Annotated in this window: 19 protein-coding genes, 7 pseudogenes and 1 riboswitch; of the genes and pseudogenes, 12 read left to right on the top strand and 14 right to left on the bottom strand. The window is 68.8% G+C overall.

Annotated elements, in window-relative coordinates:
* Positions 1 to 196, bottom strand: a pseudogene (locus IE277_RS29700) (ribonuclease); the annotation flags it as partial.
* A 509-nt stretch (positions 197 to 705) separates the two neighbouring features.
* Here IE277_RS29700 and IE277_RS47705 point away from each other — a divergent pair.
* Positions 706 to 967: pseudogene (locus IE277_RS47705) on the top strand (IS5/IS1182 family transposase); the annotation flags it as partial.
* A gap of 24 nt (positions 968 to 991) precedes the next feature.
* Here IE277_RS47705 and IE277_RS29695 read toward each other — a convergent pair.
* Together IE277_RS29695 and IE277_RS29690 are read right to left on the bottom strand one after the other, a co-directional pair.
* The gene (locus IE277_RS29695; RefSeq protein ID WP_189956769.1) at positions 992 to 1,369 is read right to left on the bottom strand and encodes a VOC family protein; all 378 of its coding nucleotides are present in this window, start codon (positions 1,367 to 1,369) and stop codon (positions 992 to 994) included.
* A gap of 216 nt (positions 1,370 to 1,585) precedes the next feature.
* Positions 1,586 to 2,848 (bottom strand): annotated as a pseudogene (locus IE277_RS29690) (IS701 family transposase).
* 815 nt (positions 2,849 to 3,663) lie between these two features.
* A riboswitch (M-box (ykoK) riboswitch) is annotated at positions 3,664 to 3,838 on the top strand.
* A gap of 304 nt (positions 3,839 to 4,142) precedes the next feature.
* On the opposite strand from IE277_RS29690, the gene IE277_RS29685 reads away from it, so the two are divergent.
* Both IE277_RS29685 and IE277_RS29680 read left to right on the top strand, forming a co-directional pair.
* On the top strand, positions 4,143 to 5,510 hold the full coding sequence (locus IE277_RS29685; protein ID WP_189956768.1) for a magnesium transporter MgtE N-terminal domain-containing protein: 1,368 nt from the start codon (positions 4,143 to 4,145) through the stop codon (positions 5,508 to 5,510).
* Positions 5,507 to 6,790, top strand: coding sequence for an NRAMP family divalent metal transporter (locus tag IE277_RS29680; protein ID WP_229882051.1), 1,284 nt, complete (start codon positions 5,507 to 5,509; stop codon positions 6,788 to 6,790). Before IE277_RS29685 ends, IE277_RS29680 begins: the two co-directional genes overlap by 4 nt.
* A 45-nt stretch (positions 6,791 to 6,835) precedes the next feature.
* Here the strand turns inward: IE277_RS29680 and IE277_RS29675 are convergent, their stop codons facing one another.
* Both IE277_RS29675 and IE277_RS29670 read right to left on the bottom strand, forming a co-directional pair.
* The gene (locus IE277_RS29675) at positions 6,836 to 7,042 is read right to left on the bottom strand and encodes a hypothetical protein (protein ID WP_189956767.1); all 207 of its coding nucleotides are present in this window, start codon (positions 7,040 to 7,042) and stop codon (positions 6,836 to 6,838) included.
* A 427-nt stretch (positions 7,043 to 7,469) separates the two neighbouring features.
* Positions 7,470 to 8,219 carry a TetR/AcrR family transcriptional regulator gene (locus IE277_RS29670; protein WP_189956766.1) on the bottom strand — a complete coding sequence of 250 codons (750 nt, stop codon included), beginning with the start codon at positions 8,217 to 8,219 and terminating at the stop codon, positions 7,470 to 7,472.
* Between the two features lie 120 nt (positions 8,220 to 8,339).
* Here IE277_RS29670 and IE277_RS29665 point away from each other — a divergent pair, with 120 nt between their 5' ends.
* The 3 genes from IE277_RS29665 to IE277_RS29655 are packed head-to-tail and all read left to right on the top strand — an operon-like array spanning position 8,340 to position 10,724.
* The gene (locus IE277_RS29665) at positions 8,340 to 8,696 is read left to right on the top strand and encodes a darcynin family protein (protein ID WP_229882050.1); all 357 of its coding nucleotides are present in this window, start codon (positions 8,340 to 8,342) and stop codon (positions 8,694 to 8,696) included.
* The gene (locus IE277_RS29660) at positions 8,689 to 9,150 is read left to right on the top strand and encodes a hypothetical protein (RefSeq protein WP_189956765.1); all 462 of its coding nucleotides are present in this window, start codon (positions 8,689 to 8,691) and stop codon (positions 9,148 to 9,150) included. The genes IE277_RS29665 and IE277_RS29660 overlap by 8 nt, the downstream gene beginning before the upstream one ends.
* Positions 9,147 to 10,724, top strand: coding sequence for a multicopper oxidase family protein (locus IE277_RS29655; protein WP_189956764.1), 1,578 nt, complete (start codon positions 9,147 to 9,149; stop codon positions 10,722 to 10,724). Before IE277_RS29660 ends, IE277_RS29655 begins: the two co-directional genes overlap by 4 nt.
* 52 nt (positions 10,725 to 10,776) lie before the next feature.
* Here IE277_RS29655 and IE277_RS49715 read toward each other — a convergent pair.
* Together IE277_RS49715 and IE277_RS29645 are read right to left on the bottom strand one after the other, a co-directional pair.
* Positions 10,777 to 11,040: pseudogene (locus tag IE277_RS49715) on the bottom strand (DUF2690 domain-containing protein); the annotation flags it as partial.
* Between the two features lie 161 nt (positions 11,041 to 11,201).
* Positions 11,202 to 11,849 (bottom strand): TetR-like C-terminal domain-containing protein, encoded by a 648-nt coding sequence (locus IE277_RS29645; protein ID WP_189956763.1) that lies wholly within the window; start codon positions 11,847 to 11,849, stop codon positions 11,202 to 11,204.
* Positions 11,850 to 11,997: 148 nt separating this feature from the next.
* On the opposite strand from IE277_RS29645, the gene IE277_RS29640 reads away from it, so the two are divergent.
* Positions 11,998 to 12,348: a hypothetical protein gene (locus IE277_RS29640; protein WP_189956762.1), complete on the top strand. Its 351-nt coding sequence runs from the start codon at positions 11,998 to 12,000 to the stop codon at positions 12,346 to 12,348.
* Between the two features lie 89 nt (positions 12,349 to 12,437).
* Positions 12,438 to 12,869 (top strand): RICIN domain-containing protein, encoded by a 432-nt coding sequence (locus IE277_RS29635; protein WP_189956788.1) that lies wholly within the window; start codon positions 12,438 to 12,440, stop codon positions 12,867 to 12,869.
* Positions 12,870 to 13,070: 201 nt separating this feature from the next.
* Here the strand turns inward: IE277_RS29635 and IE277_RS47700 are convergent.
* Positions 13,071 to 13,292 (bottom strand): annotated as a pseudogene (locus IE277_RS47700) (transposase); the annotation flags it as partial.
* A 154-nt stretch (positions 13,293 to 13,446) separates the two neighbouring features.
* Here IE277_RS47700 and IE277_RS49710 point away from each other — a divergent pair.
* The 3 genes from IE277_RS49710 to IE277_RS29620 all read left to right on the top strand — a co-directional run bounded on the left by IE277_RS49710 (position 13,447) and on the right by IE277_RS29620 (position 15,860).
* Positions 13,447 to 14,043, top strand: coding sequence for a transposase family protein (locus tag IE277_RS49710; protein WP_373310919.1), 597 nt, complete (start codon positions 13,447 to 13,449; stop codon positions 14,041 to 14,043).
* A gap of 125 nt (positions 14,044 to 14,168) precedes the next feature.
* Complete coding sequence (locus IE277_RS29625; protein WP_189956761.1) at positions 14,169 to 14,513, top strand: hypothetical protein; 345 nt, start codon at positions 14,169 to 14,171, stop codon at positions 14,511 to 14,513.
* 141 nt (positions 14,514 to 14,654) lie between these two features.
* Positions 14,655 to 15,860, top strand: a complete 1,206-nt coding sequence (locus IE277_RS29620) for an acyl-CoA dehydrogenase family protein (protein WP_189956760.1) — start codon at positions 14,655 to 14,657, stop codon at positions 15,858 to 15,860.
* A gap of 682 nt (positions 15,861 to 16,542) precedes the next feature.
* On the opposite strand, the pseudogene IE277_RS47695 reads toward IE277_RS29620, so the two are convergent.
* From IE277_RS47695 to IE277_RS29590, 6 genes and pseudogenes are all read right to left on the bottom strand, one after another.
* Positions 16,543 to 16,772, bottom strand: a pseudogene (locus IE277_RS47695) (MarR family winged helix-turn-helix transcriptional regulator); the annotation flags it as partial.
* A gap of 661 nt (positions 16,773 to 17,433) precedes the next feature.
* Positions 17,434 to 17,997, bottom strand: a complete 564-nt coding sequence (locus IE277_RS29610) for a dihydrofolate reductase family protein (protein ID WP_189956758.1) — start codon at positions 17,995 to 17,997, stop codon at positions 17,434 to 17,436.
* A gap of 117 nt (positions 17,998 to 18,114) precedes the next feature.
* Positions 18,115 to 18,312, bottom strand: coding sequence for a hypothetical protein (locus tag IE277_RS29605; protein ID WP_189956757.1), 198 nt, complete (start codon positions 18,310 to 18,312; stop codon positions 18,115 to 18,117).
* Positions 18,313 to 18,677: 365 nt separating this feature from the next.
* The gene (locus tag IE277_RS29600) at positions 18,678 to 19,250 is read right to left on the bottom strand and encodes an FUSC family protein (RefSeq protein ID WP_268252670.1); all 573 of its coding nucleotides are present in this window, start codon (positions 19,248 to 19,250) and stop codon (positions 18,678 to 18,680) included.
* A complete protein-coding gene (locus IE277_RS29595) occupies positions 19,251 to 19,961 on the bottom strand; it encodes a hypothetical protein (RefSeq protein ID WP_189956755.1) in 711 nt (236 codons plus the stop codon).
* Between the two features lies 1 nt (position 19,962).
* Positions 19,963 to 20,394 (bottom strand): annotated as a pseudogene (locus IE277_RS29590) (cysteine hydrolase family protein); the annotation flags it as partial.
* A gap of 379 nt (positions 20,395 to 20,773) precedes the next feature.
* On the opposite strand from IE277_RS29590, the gene IE277_RS29585 reads away from it, so the two are divergent.
* The gene (locus tag IE277_RS29585) at positions 20,774 to 21,133 is read left to right on the top strand and encodes a hypothetical protein (protein ID WP_189956754.1); all 360 of its coding nucleotides are present in this window, start codon (positions 20,774 to 20,776) and stop codon (positions 21,131 to 21,133) included.
* The last annotated feature ends 19 nt before the right edge of the window (positions 21,134 to 21,152 follow it).

Below are 21,152 nucleotides of genomic sequence, written 5' to 3'. Positions count from 1 at the left end.
CGTGTGCCTGGGAGGGGAGCTGGGAGTAGCAGACGTTCCCGATGTCGCTGGCGTCAACGAGGTTGGTGTGCGCCGTCGTGACGTGGGCGGTGGCCGCGACGGCCGGCGTCGCGGCCACCGCGGTCGCGCCGAAGAGCAGGGCCGAGGCGAGGGCGCCCGCGGCGCCGATCCTGGTGATCTGTGGGGGGAAGTTCATGCCGCACAGCATGACGCGCGTAGACATGTCCCCGTCAATGTCGAGAGGGCTAAGTTTCCCAGGAGTTCACTGAGGCGATACATGGACACCTGGCCGTGTCGCTGTCGCCGGCCGACGCCTTGGGGGCCCGCGGTGCAACTGCGGGCGCTACCGACCAGACCCTCCTCCGGGCGGCGAGTTCGACGCGAATGACGTGTGTTTCAAGCGTGAAATTCTGTAGACGACCGCGTCCTGGAAGTCATCCGCAGTCGACTCCGACCTTCTGACGACGGATTCGTCGTCAAAGCAGATTGCGAGGACAGCACTTCCACCCCAAGCTCTGACATGAGGAAGATCAAGGGAGCTCTCGGAAGAGGTGCGCGGCCTGCGATCTTTTGATCGACGAGACAGGGGAGGCCGAACTACTCCTGATGAACCACGCGAGGATGAACCACATCATGTTGCGGCTGACGCACCCCCACTGCGTAGGCTCCAAGGTGGTTCAGTTGAAGGGCGGCAACAGCAAGATCCGCAGGTACCTACGGCGGCGCGCGGGATCCAGCACGTGATCCCGGAGAAGAACGACCACCGGACCGCCCGTCGCAAGCGCGGTTCACGCGGTGGCCGCCCCGCCGGCTTCGACAAGGCCCGCTACCGGGCTCGGAACTCGGTGGAACGGGCGGTCAACAAGCTGAAGCAGTTCAGAGCAGTGGCTACCCGTCATGGCTGTGAGGCTACGTCTACCTGGGCACCGTAACCGCTGCTGCCCTGCTCATCTGGCTCCGGACCTGACAGACGTAACCAGGCAACGGGAGATCAACCGTTCGCCAGCTCCGCCGCGCTGCGTTCGACACAAAATTCGTTGCCCTCGGGGTCATACAGCGTCACCCACCCGGTTCCGTCGGGCCTTCGGTGGTCCCCTTGAAGCGTGGCACCGAGCGAGAGCAGACGTTCGACCTCCTCGTCCCGGGTGCGGTCCTGGGGCTGGAGATCCAGATGCACGCGGTTCTTCATCGCCTTGCGGTCATCGACCCTGACGAACAGCAAGGTGGCAGCAGCAGTCGTGACCACGGCTTCCGGATCCCCGGGAAAGTCGTCATCAGCCAGCGAGCCGTCCAGGGCCTGGGCCCAAAAGCCCGCAAGAACGAACGGGTCGGCGGCATCGATGGTGACATGACGTATCGAAGAACTCATGCTCCAAGCCGATCACGAATGCCTCCCACCGTCCAGAGGCGGCCAGCCTCGACGCCGACCGCCTCACCAGGCTCTAGACATGATCGAAGAGACACGCCCTAGTGGTGCTTCGTCAGGTTCTTCTTCTGCTGGTCGGCAGGGGTCGGTCGCAGGTGGTGCAGGTGCCGGTCCAGCACCTCAGCAGGTCCTGCATGATGTCGAGGACCTGGTAGAGGGTCAGGCCGGTGTGTGTGCTTTTGGGTCGAGCCGCCAGAGGGTGAGAAAGGCCTGGGCGGCGGTGACGAGGGTGACGTGGTGGTGCCGGCCGCGCCAGGTGCGGCCTTCGAAGTGGTCCAGGCCGAGGCCGTGTTTGAGTTCGCGGTAGTCGTGCTCGATCCGCCGGCGCATCTTCGCCCACCGCACCAGGTCGACGATCGGGGTGGTGGCGGCCAGGTTGGTCATCCAGTAGCCGGTCGGCTCGCCGGCTTCTTCGGGCCGTTCGACCAGCAGAGTCCGCAAAGGCAGCACGCCGTCCCACCGGCTGCGTCCCCCGGCCTGTTCCTGGGCGGTTCGGCAGGCTTCCCTGCCCGACGGCCGCACCTGACCACGGCGAAGTGCGAGGTCTCCCGCCCTTGCTGCACTGCCGCCAGGTGACCTCCTCGAAAACGGTGGCGTCGTCGACGAGGCCGGGCAGAGGGCGGGGTGTTTCGCGGTAGCGAGGCAGCGTCGGCGGTCCCAGTCCGCCATAAGCGGGTTGATACGGCTCGGCCGTGGCCGGCCGTGCGATCTCTTTGGGGTCGACGGCCATGACGTATGACCAACCGCGTTCCTCCGGAGCAAGCCGGAAGCAGACGCTGCGGCCGTAGCCGGCATCGGCCACGATCACCGGCACCGCCAGCCCCTGCCCGGCCGGCCGGTCCGGCAGGCCCAGAGCCAGACGGGTCTTGGAGGCATGCCCGACCTCGTCAGGGATCCCGGCCCGCCGGCGCCTGTGATGGTCGCCGGCCCAGTCCTCGGGCAGGAACAGTTCCCAGTCCAGCGAGCACGAGGCGGTGTCGGTGGCCGCGTGCACGCTGACCGCGACCTGGCAGTTCGCCCGCTTGCCCAACGCTCCGCAGTACTGCCGGGCCGGGCCACCCCCACCGACGCCGTCCCGCACTTGGGAAACGACACATCGTCGACCACCCACACCTCAGGGCCGATGGCCCCGCACGGCCGTTCGGCGATCCGCCGCCGCACCGGCAGCGGATCCCACGGCGACTGGTTCACGAACTGCTGCAGGGCCTGCATGTTGCCGTCCGGCAGCCGCTCGGGCATCGGCTGGATCGACTTGCGCCGGCCGTCCAGCATCAGACCCCGCAGACAACACTCGCCCCACCCCCACTGATCCCGCCGCGGCACCGAAGCGAACACATCGGCAACGAACTCCGACAAGTCACCGCGGAGCTGTTCCACTTCCCCAGCCTCATACCCAGGAAGATGCCTACCACCAGGCGAGATCACTCGACGTAACGAAGCACTACTACGTCGAGGCCGGCGGTCGGGACGACGGACCACCACGTGGTGAGCGTTCCGGCTTCGGCAGCGCTGATCCCGGGTGCTCGCAGGGGGCGCACCGCCGGCCGACTTTGACGAGCCCGTCGTCTTCGTTCTCGGCCACCTGGCCCGGGGCGAGGGCCACGATGTACGTCACGAGAGGACCCTACCGACGCCGTCGGCACCGTACGCTTACGGACGCCGGGGCCTGGCCGACGACTTCGGCCTGGAGCGGAACGCTGCTGCAGGCGGCCGCGCTGCCTCTGCTGTGGCGCGCGGCTGGTCGGAAGCGGCCTTCCCGGCGCTCGCGCCGTGCCATCTCGTGGCTCAGCAGCTGCTCGCCGCCGTTCTGCAACAGCAAAAGGTTGGACGATCAGCTGTGGGAACGTTGGTGGAACGGCCTCGCTAAGGGGCGATCGGCACGTTGCCGCGGGTGCTGACGCTCGTTTGACGCACGTCCTGATGGAGTGTCAGACCGGATTTCGTGCAGGTGGCGCTTGGTGGAGTTCCGGGCGTAGACGGTTCGGCTTTACCGTCTCTTGGTGGTATTTCGTGGGTTGTCGCCGGCGCTGAGGCTCAGTACGACCGGGGTCCATACGCGGAGGAACGGCTTCTGGTCGTCGGGGTTGGGCTTGGGCGGAGAGTGGGGGCACAATCAGGCCCTTGCCGGCACCGCGGTGGAGGCGGCGACGGTCACGGTCCCGTAGTCACGAGGTCAAGCGCCGGTCATGGATCGGGAGGGCCGGGTGGTGGGGGCGTATCGTTGACCCGGTTTTGATGAGACACCTCGTTCGGTGAGGCGTCTTCACGGACACAGGCCACTGATCCCACCCGTCGAGAGACGCTCCGGATCAGGACAGGTCTCCCCGGCCCAAGGGGTGATCCCAAGTGGCTTCCCCGCAGGTGCGGGGACACGCCGTGGAGTGCCAAAGCTCTGACGAGTTGGGGTGCGTCGGGTCTCTTCCCGGCTGCCCTTGCCGCATGGCCGTGACGTCGTGAGCACGGCCGGGACCGGGAGGAGGCGAGTATGGACAGTAGTCCGGGCCATAGTCGGCCCTTTCCCGCTTTGTCCTTGCCGTCCCTCCGCGGCCTGAGGCAGCCCGTTCTCTTCCACTGATCTGACCTCGCCCGGCCTTCGTCGTGGGCCTGCCCGGAGAGTCGGGTCCCCGTGTGCCCTGGCGCCGGGTCCGGTGGCTGGGCGCGTGCGCTGTCGTGGCCGCCCGGTGCCCCGTCATGCCGGGGCAAGGGGGTGTTCATCTTGTCCGTCAACACTCTGCTCATGTCCACCTCGGCCCGTCTGCGCGACCGCCGGGTCACCCTGGAGCGCCGCGCCACCACCTCCAAAGCCGTCCGTACGTCCCTGGTCTCGCTGGCCGGACTGGTCGGTGGGTCGGTCACCAACCAGGCCGGCGAGGAGGTCGGCCGCGTCGTCGACGTGGTCGCCCGGCTGTACGGCGAGGAGTCGTACCCGCCGGTCACCGGACTGATCCTGCGGATCGGGCGGCGACGTACCTTCCTCGCGTCGGACGCCATCGGCAAGGTGCACGCCGGGCAGGTACGGCTGCGCACCGCGCGGATCGACATGCGGGACTTCTCCCGGCGCCCGGGGGAGGTGCTGCTCGCCAGGGACGTCCTCGACCACCAGCTCGTCGACGTGGACGGCGTGCAGGTCACACGGGCCGCCGACCTGTACCTGGCACCGCTCGTCGACAAGGTGGTCCTGGTCGGCGTCGACGTCTCCCTGCCCACCTTGCTGCGTCGGCTCGGCCCGCGCCGCTGGCAGGCCCGGCCGACCCCGGAGCGCGTGCTGGACTGGCAGGCGGTCGCCCCGTTCGGCGAGCAGGCCACCGACGGACCGGCGGAGGTGCGGCTGCGGGCCTCCCGAACCGTGCTGCAGCGGCTGCGCCCGTCCGATCTGGCCGACATTCTCGAAGACCTCGGCCGCAGTGAGCGGCAGCAGCTGCTGGGCTGGCTGGAGCCGGAGCAGGCTGCCGACGCGCTGGAGGAGATGGAACCGGCCGAGTTGGAGAATCTTCTGCGTGAGGCCGCACCCGACCACGCCGCCCGGCTGGTCGACGAGATGGAGCCGGACGAGGCCACCGATGCCCTGCGCGGCCTCACCCGTGAGGAGCGTGAGGCTCTGCTGACACGGATGCCGAAGGGAGAAGCGGCGGAGCTGCGCCGTCTGCTGAGGCACCGGGAGGGCACGGCGGGCGGTGCCATGACCACCCTGCTGCTCACATCTCGCCCGGCCGAGACCGTCGCCGAGGTACGGGGCCGACTGGCGGAACAGGCCGAGCACCGCACCGAGATCGACGCCGTAGCCGTCATCGACGAGCAGGACCGGCTGCTGTGCGATGTCGGTCTGTTCGACCTGGCGGTGGCCGAGGACACGTCCCTGGTGGCCGACCTGGTGGCCTGGCTGGCCCAGTTCGGCCCGCCCGCCACCGTCCACGCGGACACCCCGCTGGCCGAGGCCGCCGACCAGTTGGTCGCCGCCCGCGCCTCTTCCCTTCTGGTGGTCGACGACACCGACCGGCCCCTCGGCCGGATACTGGCCGACGACCTGCTCGACGCGATGCTGCCCGAGCGCGGCCGCCTGCACTTCCGGAGGTTCTTGCAGTGACCCACGACCTGGATGTCGCTCCGGCTCAGGCGGCGCCTGCTCGCCGTAGCGGCCGGCGGCGCATCACCATGGTGGCGGCGATCGCGGGCCCCGGCCTGGTCGCCGCGAACGCGGGCAACGACGCCGCCGGCATCGCCACCTACGCCTCAGCCGGCTCCCAGTTCACCTACGGCACCCTGTTCTTCATGGTCCTGGTCACCATCGCCCTGGTGATGGTGCAGGAGATGGCCGTCCGCCTCGGCGCCCACACCGGCAAGGGGCTCGGTGCCCTGATCCGCGAGCAGTTCAGCCTCCGCCTGACCGCACTGGCCGTCTTCTGCCTGCTGCTGGCCAACACCGGTCTGGTGGTGAGCGAGTTCGCGGGTATCGGCGCGGCGTTCGAGCTGCTGGGCGTCCCCAAGTGGGCGGTGATTCCGCCAGCGGCGATCCTGCTGTGGGCGCTGGTGCTGTTCGGCTCCTATCGCTGGGCCGAGCGCATCTTCCTGATCATGTCGCTGGCGTTCTTCGCCTACCCGATCGCGATGATCCTCGGTCACCCCGACTGGGGCGCCGTCGGCCACCACCTCGTCGTCCCTCACATGGAGCCGAACAAGAGCTTCATCCTGCTGGCGGTCGCCCTGATCGGCACCACTGTCAGCCCGTACATGCAGTTCTACGCCGCCGCAGGCGTCGTCGACCGGGGCGCCAAGCCTGCCGACTACCCCCTCATCCGGGCCGACGCCGTCCTCGGCGCGGTGTTCGCCTGCGTCATCAGCCTGACGATCATCATCGCCACGGCCTCCGCCATCGGCGGCACGGGCCCGCTGGATTCCGCCGCCCAGGCGGCCGAGGCCCTCAAGCCGGTCGCCGGCCAGAACGCCGAACTGCTTTTCGCGTTCGGTCTGATCGGAGCCTCCGCCCTGGCCGGCGCCGTTGTCCCGCTGTCGGCCAGCTACGCCATAGGAGAGGCGGCCGGCGTGGAGCGCTCGGTCTCCCGCAGCTTCCGCGACGCCCCACTGTTCCTGGGCCTGTTCACCGCCCAGATCATCCTCGGTGCCGCAGTGGCGATGACCCCCGTCGATGTCATCCAGCTCCTCATCGGCACCCAGGTCCTCCAGGGTCTGATCAGCCCCATCGTCCTGGTCTACCTGCTCGTCCTCACCAACCGCCGTTCCGTCCTCGGTGAAGCCGCCAACGGCCCGCGCTACCGCGTCGCCGCCACCGCCGTGGTCGTCGGCGTCGCCGCCATGTCCACCATCTTGCTGGTCCAGACGGTGCTCGGCTGGTTCGGCCTGGCGTGACGCGACCCAAGGGCACATCAGTGCCCACTGCGCTGCCCCGGCGGCCTACAGGGCGAGCGGCTTGGAGAGCGGCACCGGCCTCAGGTGCAGCTCCTCCAGCACCAGGTGGGGAATCACTTCGAGTGCCATGCCCAGGGCGTACTCCAGGGCCGCCGCGTCGGGGGACCTGTAGATGTCCAGCGCGCCGGTGCATTTGCGGGGCTGAGAGCGGGCCGGCATGGAAAAGCTGTAGAGGAGCAGCCACCAGGACATCACGAGACTCTGACGGCGTGCACGACGCGGGCATCTTGGTGGTCGGTTGTCCCGGAAGAGACCAGGCAGCCCCGTGAACTCCCACTTCCGACAGCACTCGGTGCAGGGCGTGCGGGTGCGGTGGGGGCTGGCGCTCGTGCACCGGTGGTCTGTCGTGAACGGACGACAACGCGAGCTTCTGGAAGTGGCGCGGCCGGTGGTGATCCCGTGACCTGAGTGACGGGTTGCTGGCGGCTACGCGCACATGCAGTTGACCGTGTTACGCAGGGCCCTCGCCGGTCGCTGCGACATGCGAGGGACGGACCGCATGAAGATCCTCACTCCTTGGGGCGGGCGTCGGGACCTGCGGCGCAGAGCGGAACGCGGCGGTTCGTCGGGGCACTGACGGCCGCTCCGCGCCGAGGCGCTGATCTCGGCGCGGTGCGGATTACCGGTTGTCGCGCGCGTCGGCTTCGAGCAGCTCCACGATGTCCCGGAGGTTGTGCTCGAACAGCGGCTCGGGATCGGTCAGGGCGAAGTCCAGGTGTCCGAACACCTCCATGGACACCATGCCGTACAGGCGCGACCAGGCGAGGACGAAGACGTACAGCGCTTCCAGGGGCGGCTGTTCGGAGCCGAGGTGTTCCCTCATCTCCTCCAGCTGGACGAGCCAGTCCGGGTCGAGGACGCCGGTCTTCGGCAGCGGGAGGGTGCCCGCCCGCCAGAACTCCAGCATCAGGCCGACGAAGACGCCGCCGAAGCGCCAGCTGGCGGTATGGCAGGGGTCTCCTGGAGCGCAGTCGGCGTCGGGCATCGGCTTGCTGAAGATGAGCGCGAACTCCGGCTTGTGGCTCAGGGCCCAGGTCCGCAGTGCGTGTGCGGTGGCGGTGAAGCGAGCCCGGGGGGACTGCTCGGGTGCCTGGTCGCGGGAGTGTTCCAGGGCGGCGGCCAGTTCGTCGTAGAGGGAGGCCGTGAGGGCCTGGACGAGCTCACGGTGGTCGGCGTAGTAGCGGTACAGCCCTGGTGCCGTCATCCCCATCTCGCGTGCGATGGCACGCAGGGAGACGGCGGCCGGGCCCTCGTCCACCAGCAACTGGCGGGCATGATGCAGGATCTCGGACTTCGTTTCGGCGCGCTGGCGTTCGCGCACCTCTTCGCGTTGCCGAGCCCGTCGTACCGACGGGGTCTCGCTGTTCACGGCTCTGCCTCCTGGCCTGTCGCGGCTCCGCCGACCGGCCCGCGCTTGACAATGTTAACGCCTATCACATCTAGTAAACGCCGTAAGCTAAAACTGCATTCGAAAACGGGGGACCCTGTCGTGAAGACGACGATCATCCTGACCCACACCTTCACCCCGGCCTGGCTGGCGCTCTCCCGCGAGGAGCGGAACGCGATGGCGGCAGCCCATGTCCACCCCTTGTTCGCCAAGTACGCCGACCGTGTCTCTGCCCGCTTCTTCGACGCGGAGGCGTTCACCACCGCCTTCTCCGACTTCGCCTTGCTGGAGACCGAAGACCTCAAGGCGTACTACTTCCTCATCGAGGAACTGCGCGACTCGCCCCTCATCGCGCAGGGCTACCTGGTCATGAACGACATCTTCATGGGCGTCGAGGCCGGGTTCCAGGCGTTCGAGGCGCAGGCCCGCGTCGATGGCGGTGAAGTGGCACATGTCTGACACGACCACAGAGGCCATGGTTCCGCGGCCGCGCCCGGGGGAAGAGGAGCCGCCGCCCGGCAGACCCGCGGCGCGGTCCCGCACCTGGCCGCTCACCCTGCTGCGCACCATCGCCCTGCTGTTCGTCTTCGACACCCTGCTCCAAGCGGCCCTGGCCGGCCTGTTCATCACCGGTGACGTGCGCTTCCTCGACCTGCACGTGGCCAACGCACAGGTGCTCGCGGCCCTCGTTCTCGTCGAAGCGGTGGCGGCCCTGCTGGTGTGGCGCTCCATGAAGGGTCCGGCCTGGCCCTTCGCGCTCGCGGTCGGACTGGTCGTGCTGGTGGGGGTGCAGATGTGGCTGGGTGCGGCCCGGTTGGTGGGCGGCCATGTCCCGCTGGCGCTCGGTGTGTTCGGCGCCGGAGTGGCGCTGGCCTGCTGGGCGTGCACATACAAGGATCAGGAGGGCGGATGACATCGCGGCGACGCGTCCTGGGGCTCACGGCCGGCATCACAGCCGGCCTCGCCGTGCCCGCCGGAGCGGCGGCGTACGAGAAGTGGTCGGGCGAACACACCGGAACGGTCCTGCCCAGCAGGATCCGGCCGCCTCGGCAGTTCGCCGTACCCCTGCCCGTGCCCCGGCGTGCCCGCCCCACCCGCAGTGCCAACGGCACCGACTTCTACGGCATCGCGCAGCGTGAGGCGTCCGTAGAGATCATCCCGGGTCTGAAGACGACCATCTGGGGATACGACGGCATCTTCCCCGGCCCCACCTTCACCGCTCGCTCAGGCCGCCGGATGGAGGTACGCGTCCTCAACAAGCTGTCCGTGCCCACCTCCCTGCACCTGCACGGCGGCGTCACACCGCCGCACTCCGACGGCTACCCGACCGATGTGCTCGTACCCGCCCAGTGCGGCGCAGCGTTCAAGGATCGGGGGATGACGTCCGGCGCCATGGCGGGCATGTACGCCCCCGCGTCAGACTGGACGGTCTCGGAGGGCTACAAGACGTACACGTACCCGATGGGCCAGCGGGCCGCGACGCTCTGGTACCACGACCACCGGATGGACTTCAGCGCGCCGCAGGTCTGGCGCGGCCTGGCGGGGATGTTCCTGGTCCATGACCAGGAGGAGGACGCCCTGCCACTGCCCGGCGGCGAGCGGGACATCCCGCTGATGATCTGCGACCGCTCCTTCGAGGAGGACGGCTCTTTCCGCTACCCCGGCCACTCACCGTCGTGCACCGGCACCCCTGGAGTCGAGCACGCCTACATGGACGGCGTCCTCGGCGACGTACAGCTGGTGAACGGCGCGCCCTGGCCCGAGGCGGAAGTCTCCGCGACCCGGCACCGCCTCCGCCTGCTGAACGCCTCCAACGCCCGCCGCTACCATCTGGTGCTGCGCCGGGAGGACGGTGGCACCCTGCCCTTCACGCAGATCGGCGGCGACGGCGGCCTGCTGGCCGCCCCCCAGCGCTTGAACGGCATCCCCATGGCGCCGGGCGAACGCTTCGACACGGTCGTGGACTTCACCGGCTGTCCGGTCGGCAGCCAGGTCACCTTGGTCAACACTCTGGCGGGTGGCCGCATGCGCCAGGTCATGTGCTTCCGGATCGCCCGCAGGGAGAAGGACGCCAGCCATGTGCCGGCACACCTCTCCCGCTATACGGCCCTGCACTCGGCGTCGGCCGTCACCACCCGGCACTTCGACTTCCGCCGTTCCGACGACGCGTGGACCATCAATGGCCGCCCCTTCAGTACCTCACGGATCCTGGCCCGGCCTCGCCTCGGCACGGTCGAACGCTGGCGCTTCACCAGCGACTTCCACCACCCGGTGCATCTGCACCTGGCCCACTTCCAGGTGTCGTCGCGCGGCGGCCAGGCGCCCGAGCCGACCGACGCCGGCTGGAAGGACACGGTAGACATCCGTCCGTACGAGGTCGTCGACGTACTGGTCCGCTTCCGCGGCTATCGCGGCCGGTACATGCTGCACTGCCACAACCTCGAACACGAGGACATGGCGATGATGGCCAACTATCAGGTGGTGTAAGGAGTACGCCCAGCGCGGGACACGGGACTACCGGTCGTCCCGCCCGTGGGTCGGTCGTGGCGAGCATCGGACTGCTGGACGGGAAGCGGTCGTTGGGCGGAGAGGAGAGCTCGTCCTTCGGCTCCATCTTGATGGTGACCTCGCGGACCGTACCGACGCGAGAGGCGACTTCGGTCCATACGGCACCACAGCGGGGGCTGAAGCGCAGCCGCACCGAGTAGACGCAGGCCGCCACGCTGCTCTCCGTTCGTGCGTCGCCTGTGCATCCGGACGGGGTCGGACACCGGCCCTCACAGCTTTCGCCCCGGCAGGACATGGGGACGGCAGGGGCGGTCGACTGTGGCGTGGCCGCCGGGGCAGTCGTCGCCGGGGCCGGTCCGCGATGCCGCCGCCGATGGGCTTTCCACGCTCGCCGACGAGGGCTACATCGGCGTCGGCATCGGTGTTCACGGGCCCGTACCCCGCTCACCGGCCCTGTCAGTGTTCCGGGAAGTCCCCGAAAGCCCCTGCGCGTGCCGCGAGGTAGGCCGCCTCCGCGCTCGTGTGGACCAGACGGGCATCGATGGGTTCCCGCAGGATCAGCAGCCGGTAGTAGAAGGGTGCGCTCAGCGCCGTGATGACGTCCTTCGCGTCCGTGTCCGGAGCCAGTTCGCCGCGAGCGACCGCGCGGCCGACGATCCGGGTCACGTGTTCGGTGCGTGCGGTGAAGGCGCCGCGGACGATCTCCGCGATGCGCGGGGTGTGTGCGGCCGCGGCCACGATGGCCTCGATGAGGTTCCGGTTGCGTGGTGTGCCGTGGAAGTCGGCGATGGTCTGGGCCAGGTCGTGCAGGTCCTGCCGGAGGTCTCCGGAATCGGGGGTGGGGAGCGCGGAGCTGTGCTGGGCCAGCAGGTCCACGACGACGCCCTCGACCGTACGCCAGCGGCGGCGGATCGTGGAGACGTGTACGCCGGAGCGCGCGGCGAGGTTGTCCAGGGTGAGCGCCGCAAACCCGCCTGCGTCGAGTTCGTCCGAGGCGGCGGTGAGGACGGCCGCGCGGGTGCGGGCCGTGCGCCCGCCGGGTCGGGCTGAGCCGTGGGGCGGCCGCTCCGCGCCCTCTGATCGACCCGCTGATCTCTCAGTCACGAACAGCCAGTCTAGTGCGCACCAGATCTTCACGCCGGGCTCACAGTTCCGCCCGGAGCCGCTTTGTGTGACGTGCACACACGTCGATAGCGTGATCCTTAATGCGCGGTAGAGCGCATTAAAGCGTCATCGAGCACAAGGACTATGTATGCGTAGGAAGTTCGCCGGGGTCGCCGTAGCCGCGATCGCCATCGTGGGCATCGGCACCGCCGGTGCACCGGCCGTTGCGGCGCCCGCCAGCGGCGTGCGGGCCACCATCGATTGTCCGGCCTCGTGGCCGGCCAAGGCGAAGGAGAGCGTGAAGATACGCACCGCCCCCAGGACCAGCGCCACGGCTGTCGGCCTCTTCCCGAAGGGCGCCACCGGCTGCTACATCGCCAGCAAGCTCAGCGAGAAGTACACCGCCTGCGGCAGGACCAGCACCGAGTGGGAACTGATCTCCTACGGCAGCAAGCACGGCTGGATCATGCACACCTGCGACCGCACCTACTACCCGTAGGCAGCCGGGTACGAGACGGCCCGGCCTCAAACGGGTCGCCAACTCGCTTTGCGACCAGTCGCGTTATCGCATCACACAGGGGGAACTCCATGAAGAAGCGTTTGATAGGCACGTTCGCGGCATCGACGGTCCTGATCCTCGCGGGGTCGGGACAGGCGTTCGCCGACGGCAACGTCACCTGGAAGAACAAGGGCACTGGCAAGTGCCTGGCTCACATCTCCGGCGTCGCCATCCCCGGCGACTGCGGTTCCGGGTACGCAACGTGGTACGAGAAGAAGCAGAGTGACGGCACGTTCGTCCTGCACAGCGGGGACTACAACGGAGACTGCCTCGAGCACTACAAGGGTGAGATCCACACCGCCTCGTGCGACGGCAGCAACTACCAGAAGTGGTACGAGACCAAGTTCTCCAACGGCTGGCGCCTCAGCAACAAGGCCACCGGCATGACCCTGGGCACGAACAGCGGCAATGGCCTTTACGCCGGAATCGACGCGGGCGGCAAGCTTCAGCGTTGGGGGTGACCGACGACGCACGGGGTGAAATCCCGTAGCGGCTGAAGAGGGTGGTCGGATGGCGGTTTCCACGCCCCGGCCACCCTCTCGTCCCCGGCGCGGCAGCCCTTGATCTGGGTGAGGGGGCTTTGACACCCTTCGCGCCGGCGCGAGCCCGGAAAGGGCATCTGCGCGGTCGTCCCGGGCCAGGCAGCCGCCGAAGTCGGACAGCACGCTGTGACGAAAGCCGGGATCGTCAAGATCGAGCGCGAGGGCGTGCGTGAAGTCGATTCGGCGGCGCACCGCCTCGGCCGCCTGCCGGTCGGACAGGTCCAGCAGGAACTGCGGCACGCTCACCGTGACGAGCTGGGTCGGCGACAGTCCGGGCCGCGGGAACCAGGCGTCGAAGTTCTCGTCGTGCCACCACCCGTCCAGCCGGTTCCGCACCCACATCGCCGTCGTACCACGGGGATTGCTCGCCCGCGCCATCCGCGCGGTCGCGAAAGGAACTGTTGCCGGACACTCAGGATGGGTCTGGTCGAAATCTCGTGACGGCCACGAGCGATAGCCGTTGCGATCACGGGGATAGTGTGGGAATGCCTTGGTCATGGGGAAGTTGCCTGTGTTGAAGGCGGTCCTGACGCCGCGGGCGGCGGGGCTGATGCTGGACCGCCTCGCCGAGACGGACGGGCTGGTCGTGGTGGAAGCGCACTGTGCCACCGAGGAGTTGGCGTGTCCGGACTGCTCGGCGGTCTCCCGGCGGGTGCACAGCGGCTACGAGCGGCACCTCACCGAGCTACCCATGGGCAGGCGCCGCGTCGTGGTCAAACTGACGGCACGCCGGTTCTCCTTCCCACGTGGCCGACTGACCACGACGCACGCTCGCCGCACAGATCCAGGGGCTGACCAGCAAGTACGCTCGGGCAGCGCCCATGGCGAAGTGGCTCTGGCGAGCTCTGGTCCTGGCCCTGGCCTTGGGCGGACGGCCCGGTGCACGGCTGCGCCGCAGCCTGGCAATTCCCACCGGCCGTGCGGGGCTGCTCGGCCTGCTCCAGGCGTCGCGGTGCCGGCCCGTGCTCCCCAGCTCCTGGGCATTGACGATTTCGCGTTCGGACGCGCCAGCCACACCTACGGAACGCTGCTGGTCGACGTGGAGTCGACGTCCTGCCGGACCGGGATGTGGCGACGGTCGCTGACGGGCTGACCGTGCCCAGGGCACCGAGGTGATCTGCCGGGACCGGGCCTCGTCCTACAGCAGGGTGATCAAACAGGGGGCACTCGACGGTCTGGTCTACCGCCTGGTCTACCGCGGATATCGGTGCTGCGTGCATGACCGGTGATCTATCGGCTGTCACCGACACACCGGTAAGACCAACCGTGGCGACCGCGCTGATCAACGGCTGGCACCGAGCCGACATACGAGTCGGGGCGGCCAAGGTCACCGGCTGCACCGGGGGAGGAGACCGGCACGCGACGCGCGACGCCGGCGCGGCGGAGCTCCTGGACCACCTCGACTTCGGGCTGGTGTCGACATTCGGTACTCCCATCGACACCCTACGGGCCGTGACAGCCACCGTCACCATCCGGTTCGCGAAGGCAGGTGTGGGCGCGGTCGTCCTGGAGCTCGCCGACGGGCTGCTGCGAACCGAGAGCCCGTGGGATCGCCCTCGTTGAGGAGGCCGCAGGCGCGGTCTTTCCGATTCCGTGCAGCAGGTGGCCGACCGCAGCAGGAGGCGCGGGCAGGCATACGGGTACGGTGCTGGGACTGGCCGCTGGCCTCTTGCCAGGTGGTTCACGTGCGAGGGAGGACCTCTCATGACGATGGGCACCGCGGAATCTGCCCCGGACTTCGAGCAGGCCACGCTGCCCGGACGGGCCGCAGCCTTGGTCGAGTTGCTCCGGCGCAACGCGGCCCGCACCGAACAGGACCGCTGTGTTGCTGCGGAGAACATCGCGGCACTCGACGAGGCCGGCCTGTTCAGCCTCACCGTTCCCCGGCGGCTCGGCGGGCACCAGGAACGCATCCGGACGCTGGTCGAAGTAAGTTCCGAACTCGGCCGCGGCTGCGGATCGACTGCTTGGACCACCAGCTTGATCAACATCTCGGGCTGGCTCATCGGCCTCTATCCCCAACGCGCGCAGCGTGAGGTCTACGCGCAGGACCCCAGCACCCGTGCCTGTGCGGTCCTGCCACCCCATGGGACCGGTAGGACGGCCGGCGCAGGCAGCATCGTCACCGGACGGTGGGGCTTTGCCTCCGGCTGTCTCCACGCCCGATGGGCGCTGCTCGGCATGACGCTCACAGACGAGCGCGGCGAGCACCTGGACCAAGCACTGGCCCTGGTCCCGGTGAACCAGCTGACGATCGAGGACACCTGGCACGTTGCCGGGATGCGCGGCACCGGCAGTAACACCCTCATCGCCGACGGCGTCTTTGTCCCAGCCCACCGCATTCTGTCGGTGACGCATGCGCTCCAGGGCACCTATCCGACCGAGTTCAAGGACGAGACCCTGTACCGCGCGGCGTTCGTCCCTACGCTCGCCCTGTCGCTCGCCGGCCCGCTGCTGGGCCTGGCCCGCGGCGCGATGGAGCTGGTGCTGGCTTCCCTCGCCACGGGCCGGGGCATCTCGCATACGCACTACTCACAGGCACGCGAGGCGCCCTCCACCCAGATGCAGCTCGCCGAGGCGGCATCATTGATCGACACTGCCACCCTGCACCTGATGCGTGCCGCAGACGATGCCGACAACTGGGCGGCAAGCGGCCGGTGCATGCCTGTGGTCAACCGGACCCGGGCGCGCATGGATATCGGCACAGTCGCCCGCTGCTCACGAGATGCACTGGACCTGCTGCTCAACGTCCAGGGGGCCCGGAGTTTCGCCGACGACAGTCCGCTGCAGCGCATCTGGCGGGATCTGGAGACTGGTACGCGGCATGCCATGGTCAACCCCGCCATCGCGACCGAGATGTACGGCCGGGCCCTGCTCGGTATCGAGGACCAGATCACCCCGCTGATCTGAACGGGGGTGCGCCCGACGACGCCCGGTCGCACCCCTGCCGCTACCCAAGCCCAGACGGCGGCGGCTTCGATACCGCTTCGCCAGCGGATGCGCTCGGGGGTTGAGGACGCGCAGGTCGATGAACGCGGCCAGCTGCCTGTGCCGGTCGCGGGAGCGTGGGAGAGAGAATTTCAGCAGGGCCTGGGCCGGCACTGACAGCCGTTGCTTCGGTCGCTCTCGGCTCCCTCGCCCTCAAGCTACGCGGCTGCCTGGTGGCAGGCCTCGGCGGGCGGGCCTGCGACCACGGTATTCAGGCTTCGGTGACACGAACTCGTGGTTGGCCCTGCGCCACGTGTGAGGCAGAGAGTCGCGTGATCGTGAGCCAGGAGGTCTTGGCACAGTGCTGCGGTGTCAGTGTTCGGCGGTGGTCCGGAATTCCGGGCCAGGGAAGGGATCTGCCGGACGTTGAGGCCACTCGTCACGTTGGTTACAAGTCCGCCGATGGTCCCGGAGGCGGCCCGGATGCAGAGCAGTTCGACGTTGTTCCTTCCACACCGCGTCTTTCCGCCGGCCGAGCGAGGGTTGAAGACCTTGGTGTCCGTGATGTGCGCTCCGGCCACGAGATCGGTGTTGTCGCAGTCGGCAGAGTACGAGCATCTGCACTACCTCTGGGACGACCCGGACACAGGCTTGACGATCATCCTTCGGTGAGGGTGAGCAGAGTGGCGTGGCGGTCGTCGGGGTCGGGTTCGCGGCGCAGCAGACCGGCTTCCTCCAGGCGGGTGCGCGGCGGGTGAAGCCGGAGCGGTCAGGGCCGATCTCGCCCGCGGGGTCGGCGGCGCTGCGCGGGCCGGTCCGCGCGAGCCCGCTGAGGACGGGGTAGCTGGATTCGCCCACCGCCTCGCCCAGGCCATCCGTCAGGCGCGCGTGCAGCCGTGCCTGGGTGCCTCGCTCGCGCAGAGTGCCAAGAGCGCGAACGCTCTCGAACGCACGATGGCAGGCATGAGCCTGGAGCTGTCCGAGTAGGGGTGCTCATGCCCGGCCGGGCTGTCCTGGTGGACAGTGGCGGTCGGGCCGGGCGTACGACGGTGGACAGGCAGCTGTGGACGAGGGGCGGACAAGCATGAGGGCCTTCGTATGGCGTGCTGCCGGCGCGAAGAGCGTGTGGGCAACGTTGGCGGTGATCGTTCGGTTCGCCGTCTCGGCGTGTTCTACGCCCCCGGACCGTGCTGGCCGGCGACAGGCAACTGCGCAAGCTCGGGTAGGGCGGCCAGGCGGTGGGGCCCGGGAGCGGGCGGAGCGACGACTTCGGGACGTGGCGCGGGCGTACGCCGACCGTACGCCCCTGTCGCTCGGCCTGGTGGTGGTCCACGATGTCAACCTCTTCCGTCGACGCCTTCCTCTCTGCCGTCGACCACGCGCCTGGCACGGCTGCGCTGGATGCTCTGTGAGGCGCGTTCAGCCCCTACGGCGACCACTACCCGGCGGCGGACGCCGAACAGTTGGTGCGCGGCTTCGCCCGGGAAGTGCTCATGATCTCCGAGAGAACCTCACTGGCTGACCCGTTCTTCCCAGGGTTCGGCGGACGAGCCGGCTAGCGCGCCACGCGGTGGCGGAGGTAGACGACTCTTGAGCTGAAGGTGCGGGTTTCGAGGAGTTCGAGATCCACCCGGCGCCCGTGCCGGGGGAAGAACTGAATGCCACCGCCAACCAGCACCGGGTAGATCATGGCTCGGTACTCGTCGATCAGACCCAATGCGGCCGCCTCGGCGGCGAGGGTCGCGCCGCCGATCGCGATGTCGCCTTCCCCCGGCTCGGCTCGCAACCGCTCGACCTCCTCAGCCAGACCGCAGGAGGCCAGGCGGGCATGGCCCTGCACCGCCGACAGCGTGGTGGAGAACACCACCTTTGGCAGCGGCTTCCATAGCGCGGCCCACTCAAGCATTGAGTCGTCGAGCGATGGATCCTGATCGGCGGTCTCCCAGTACAGCATCGTCTCGTACAGCCGCCGTCCCAACAGGTGGACGCCGACCTCCCGGATTTCGTCGATCCAGAAGCGAAATACCTCCTCGTCGGGGGCCGTCCAGTCGAAGCCGCCGTCCGGCCCGACGATGTAGCCGTCGAGTGAGACGCTCATCGAATAGGTCACGCTGCGCATCAGAAGCCCTCCTCGGTAGCGGGTTCGACAGTACGACCGCCGGACGCCACAGGACTCATCGCGGCTCGCGGGAGCCTGGGCCGAGTCACCTCACGAGATCATTTCGTTGCGAAAGCCTCAGTGATCCGTTTTCTGGCGTCGTTCCGCGTCGCGTCGCTCCGCATCGGAGATCCAGCGGTCGATGAGCTCCAGTTGCCGGGTGGCCTGCTGCTCGACGACGCGCCGGGCGAAGCGCGGCGCGTCCAGACGCGAGAGCGGCCGCTCACCACTCATCTGCTTGTGATTGAGCGCCTCAGTTGCCACTGTGAGCGTCACAGTTGGGCATAGGCGACCAAGTGGACTGCCCCTGGGCAGGTGGGGATACAGATGTCACGCTCGCCCTATGAGCTGGGGGATTTTTTCATGGGGCCGGGAACATCATGTTGCTCCACGCTATGACGTGCCGTCAGATGACACCGTGGGGCAAGAGGTCGAGGGCTTTCGAGCCGAGTGTGAATGGCAGTCGGAGAAGTTTCGCTTCCACCGCCGACTGTGGTGGTTCGCACATACCAGTCTCGGACTCCCTTCGGCCGTTCTGGCCGGCATCTCGGGGGCGACGGGGCTCTCTTCGGAGGCTGCTCGCGTTCCGGCGGCTGTGTTGGCGTTGATCAGTGCCGGACTCGGCGCAGCCATCGCGTTCCTCAAGCCCGCAGGCGGGCGGAGGCGTCCCGGACGGCGTCGAGCCCGGCCATCAGCTGCCGCGGTGGGCGTGGCTGGGTGGCAAGCCTGGTCTTCGAGGTCGCCAGATGCTGTTCGACGGCGTCGCGAGTGCGGGTGCGTTCGGCTGGCAAGGGCCCTCCGGCCAGGGAGGCGACGCGGTCGAGGTAGCGCGCCTGCGTCATGAGCAGGTCCTCCAGGCGCCCGGGGACCAGGGTCTGCCCGTGGTGCGGCCACAGGAAGAGGGTGGCCAGGGCCGCCAGGGCGGCACCCACGATGTTGTTCGACGTGCGCTCCAAAGCGTCGATCCAAGTGGACTGGGTGTCCAGGGAGAAGAGCAGGAGCATGGCGGGTGAGGCGAAGACGGGCCACAGGCCGTAGTTGTAGCCGCGCAGGATCCGGGCGATGCCTGCGAACGCCACGGTGACGGCGGCGAGGACCGGCACGGACGGGGAAAGGGCGAGTATCAGCAGGGCGGTGGCGAAGCTGGTGCCCAGGATGATGCCGATCACCCGTTTGGCCATGCGGCTGGTGGTCTGCCCCCAGGTCGGCCGCAGTCAGCCGAAGATCCCCGCCAGGACCCACGTGCCGTGCGGGGTGTGGAGCAGGTCGACGGCGATGAAGACGAGGGTGAAGCAGACCGCGAGCCGCACCTTGTAGCGGAATTCCGGCGTGCGGTCGGCGCCCGAGATGCGCAGGCTCGCGCAGTGCCGGATCCACGCCCTGTCCTCGGGTCGGCGGGGCTCCTCGGGCTTGGGCCGGGCGGGGTCCGCACGGCCCGCGATCAACGGGATGAGCAGCAGCAGGCTGGTCCACAGGCCGCCGACGACGAACATCAGGGCGTAGGTGCCGACGCCGACGCCGGGCAACCCCTGCACGGCGAACACCAGGGGGATGACCGGCTCCATGCCTGGTGTCGCGATCGGCACGCTCACCAGGACGGCCAGTACGGTCAGCGGGAGGCTGCCGCTCACCAGGGCCCCCAGCTCCGTGGCCGCCGAGCAGGACAGCCATTGCAGGCCGACCTGTCGGACGCGGGTCCACCGGCCGCCTTGGGGGACCAGCAGGTTCAGCAGGTAGGCGCCGATGCCGGCCGCGACGTCGGACAGTGCGTGGCCCGAGGCGATGCCTGCCGCCAAGGGGACGCCCAGGGCCAGGACCATGCCCGCACCGAGGCGCCAGGCGTAGTGGCCCTCGCGGGCGAGGTAGAGGCCGGTGACCGTGCGGGCGGCGTCCCGCACGGCGGGCAGGGGTGCCGGTGTTGCCATGTCACCTCCTTTGGGTTCCCGGCGCGAGGCGGCTGAGGAGTTCGGTGGTGCGGTCGCCGCGGTCGGTGCCAGTGCGCCGATGCGGCGCGTGCGGCGGCCTCGAATGCGGCCACGTCGACGACGTCGGCCTGGGTGGGCAGCAGCGACGTATCAGCGTGTCGTGCTGCCGCTGGTCGGGGTCGCCGCATACGTCGCGGAGCACCGGGAGGCGGTAGTCCTTGTCGGCGGCGTCGCGAACGGTGGACAGGATGACGCCGCTGGCGAAGATGCCGTCGAGCACCAGTGTGTCGATGCCCTGCTCGCGCAGCAGAGGGTCCAGCGAGCCCGTGGAGAACGCGCTGACGCGAGTCTTGGTGACGGTCAGGGGCTGGTCCTCGCGGGCCTCGCGCAGCGCCGGGTGCACCTCGTTCTCCGGCTCGGTCTCGGCCAGGGCGCCGGCCTGGGCGACAGGGGCGAACGATCAGGTTCAGTGCGGGGGACGCCGTGTCGACTCCCAGGGACGGCAGGACGATCCCGACCTGCGTCAACGCTCCGCGCGGCACTTCGACCGCCGCGGCGGCCACATCCGTGGATCATCAGCCCCGGAGTGATCCAACCATCGTGGAGATCACTTCGTTAGGAGTTCTAAGCGAGCACTCGGGTCCTGCTGCTTCGTCGCAGAAGCGTCGGGCTAACGTCAGGTCAACGTCATGGTCGGCCGGGCAAGTAGGCGACGAGGATGGGCGCTGAGCAGGGGCACTCTCACCCTCTCTCAACTCACCGCAGACCTGTCCACAGCGGGCTCGCCCGCACCCTGACCAATGGGGGATTCCATGAGTATTCGCAGGAAGGCCGGAGTCGCTGTCTCGGCCCTCGCCCTGGCCGGCGCCGGTCTGGCGATGGCCGCGCCCGCGCACGCGATCGGCGGGGTGACCTGCCCGACCAACGGGCTCATCGTGATGACCACCGGCCCCAAGAACTACTGCGCCGCGGGTTCCATCGGCTACAAGACCACCAGCCAGCTCTTCGACGTGCCGCAGATCACCAAAGTCGTCAAGGAGCACACGGAGTGGAACTGGGCGCAGTTCTACAACGAGTTCGGTGTGGTCTCGCTGAAGCCTGGCCAGGACAGCCAGCCCCTGGGTAACCAGATGACCTTCGCGCTGGAGATCGACAACCCCGGCTGGACGTGACCGTCTCCTGGACCAGTCC

Source organism: Streptomyces alanosinicus, assembly GCF_014650595.1.
Classification (GTDB): domain Bacteria; phylum Actinomycetota; class Actinomycetes; order Streptomycetales; family Streptomycetaceae; genus Streptomyces; species Streptomyces alanosinicus.
This window is presented reverse-complemented; position numbering and strand designations above follow the sequence as displayed.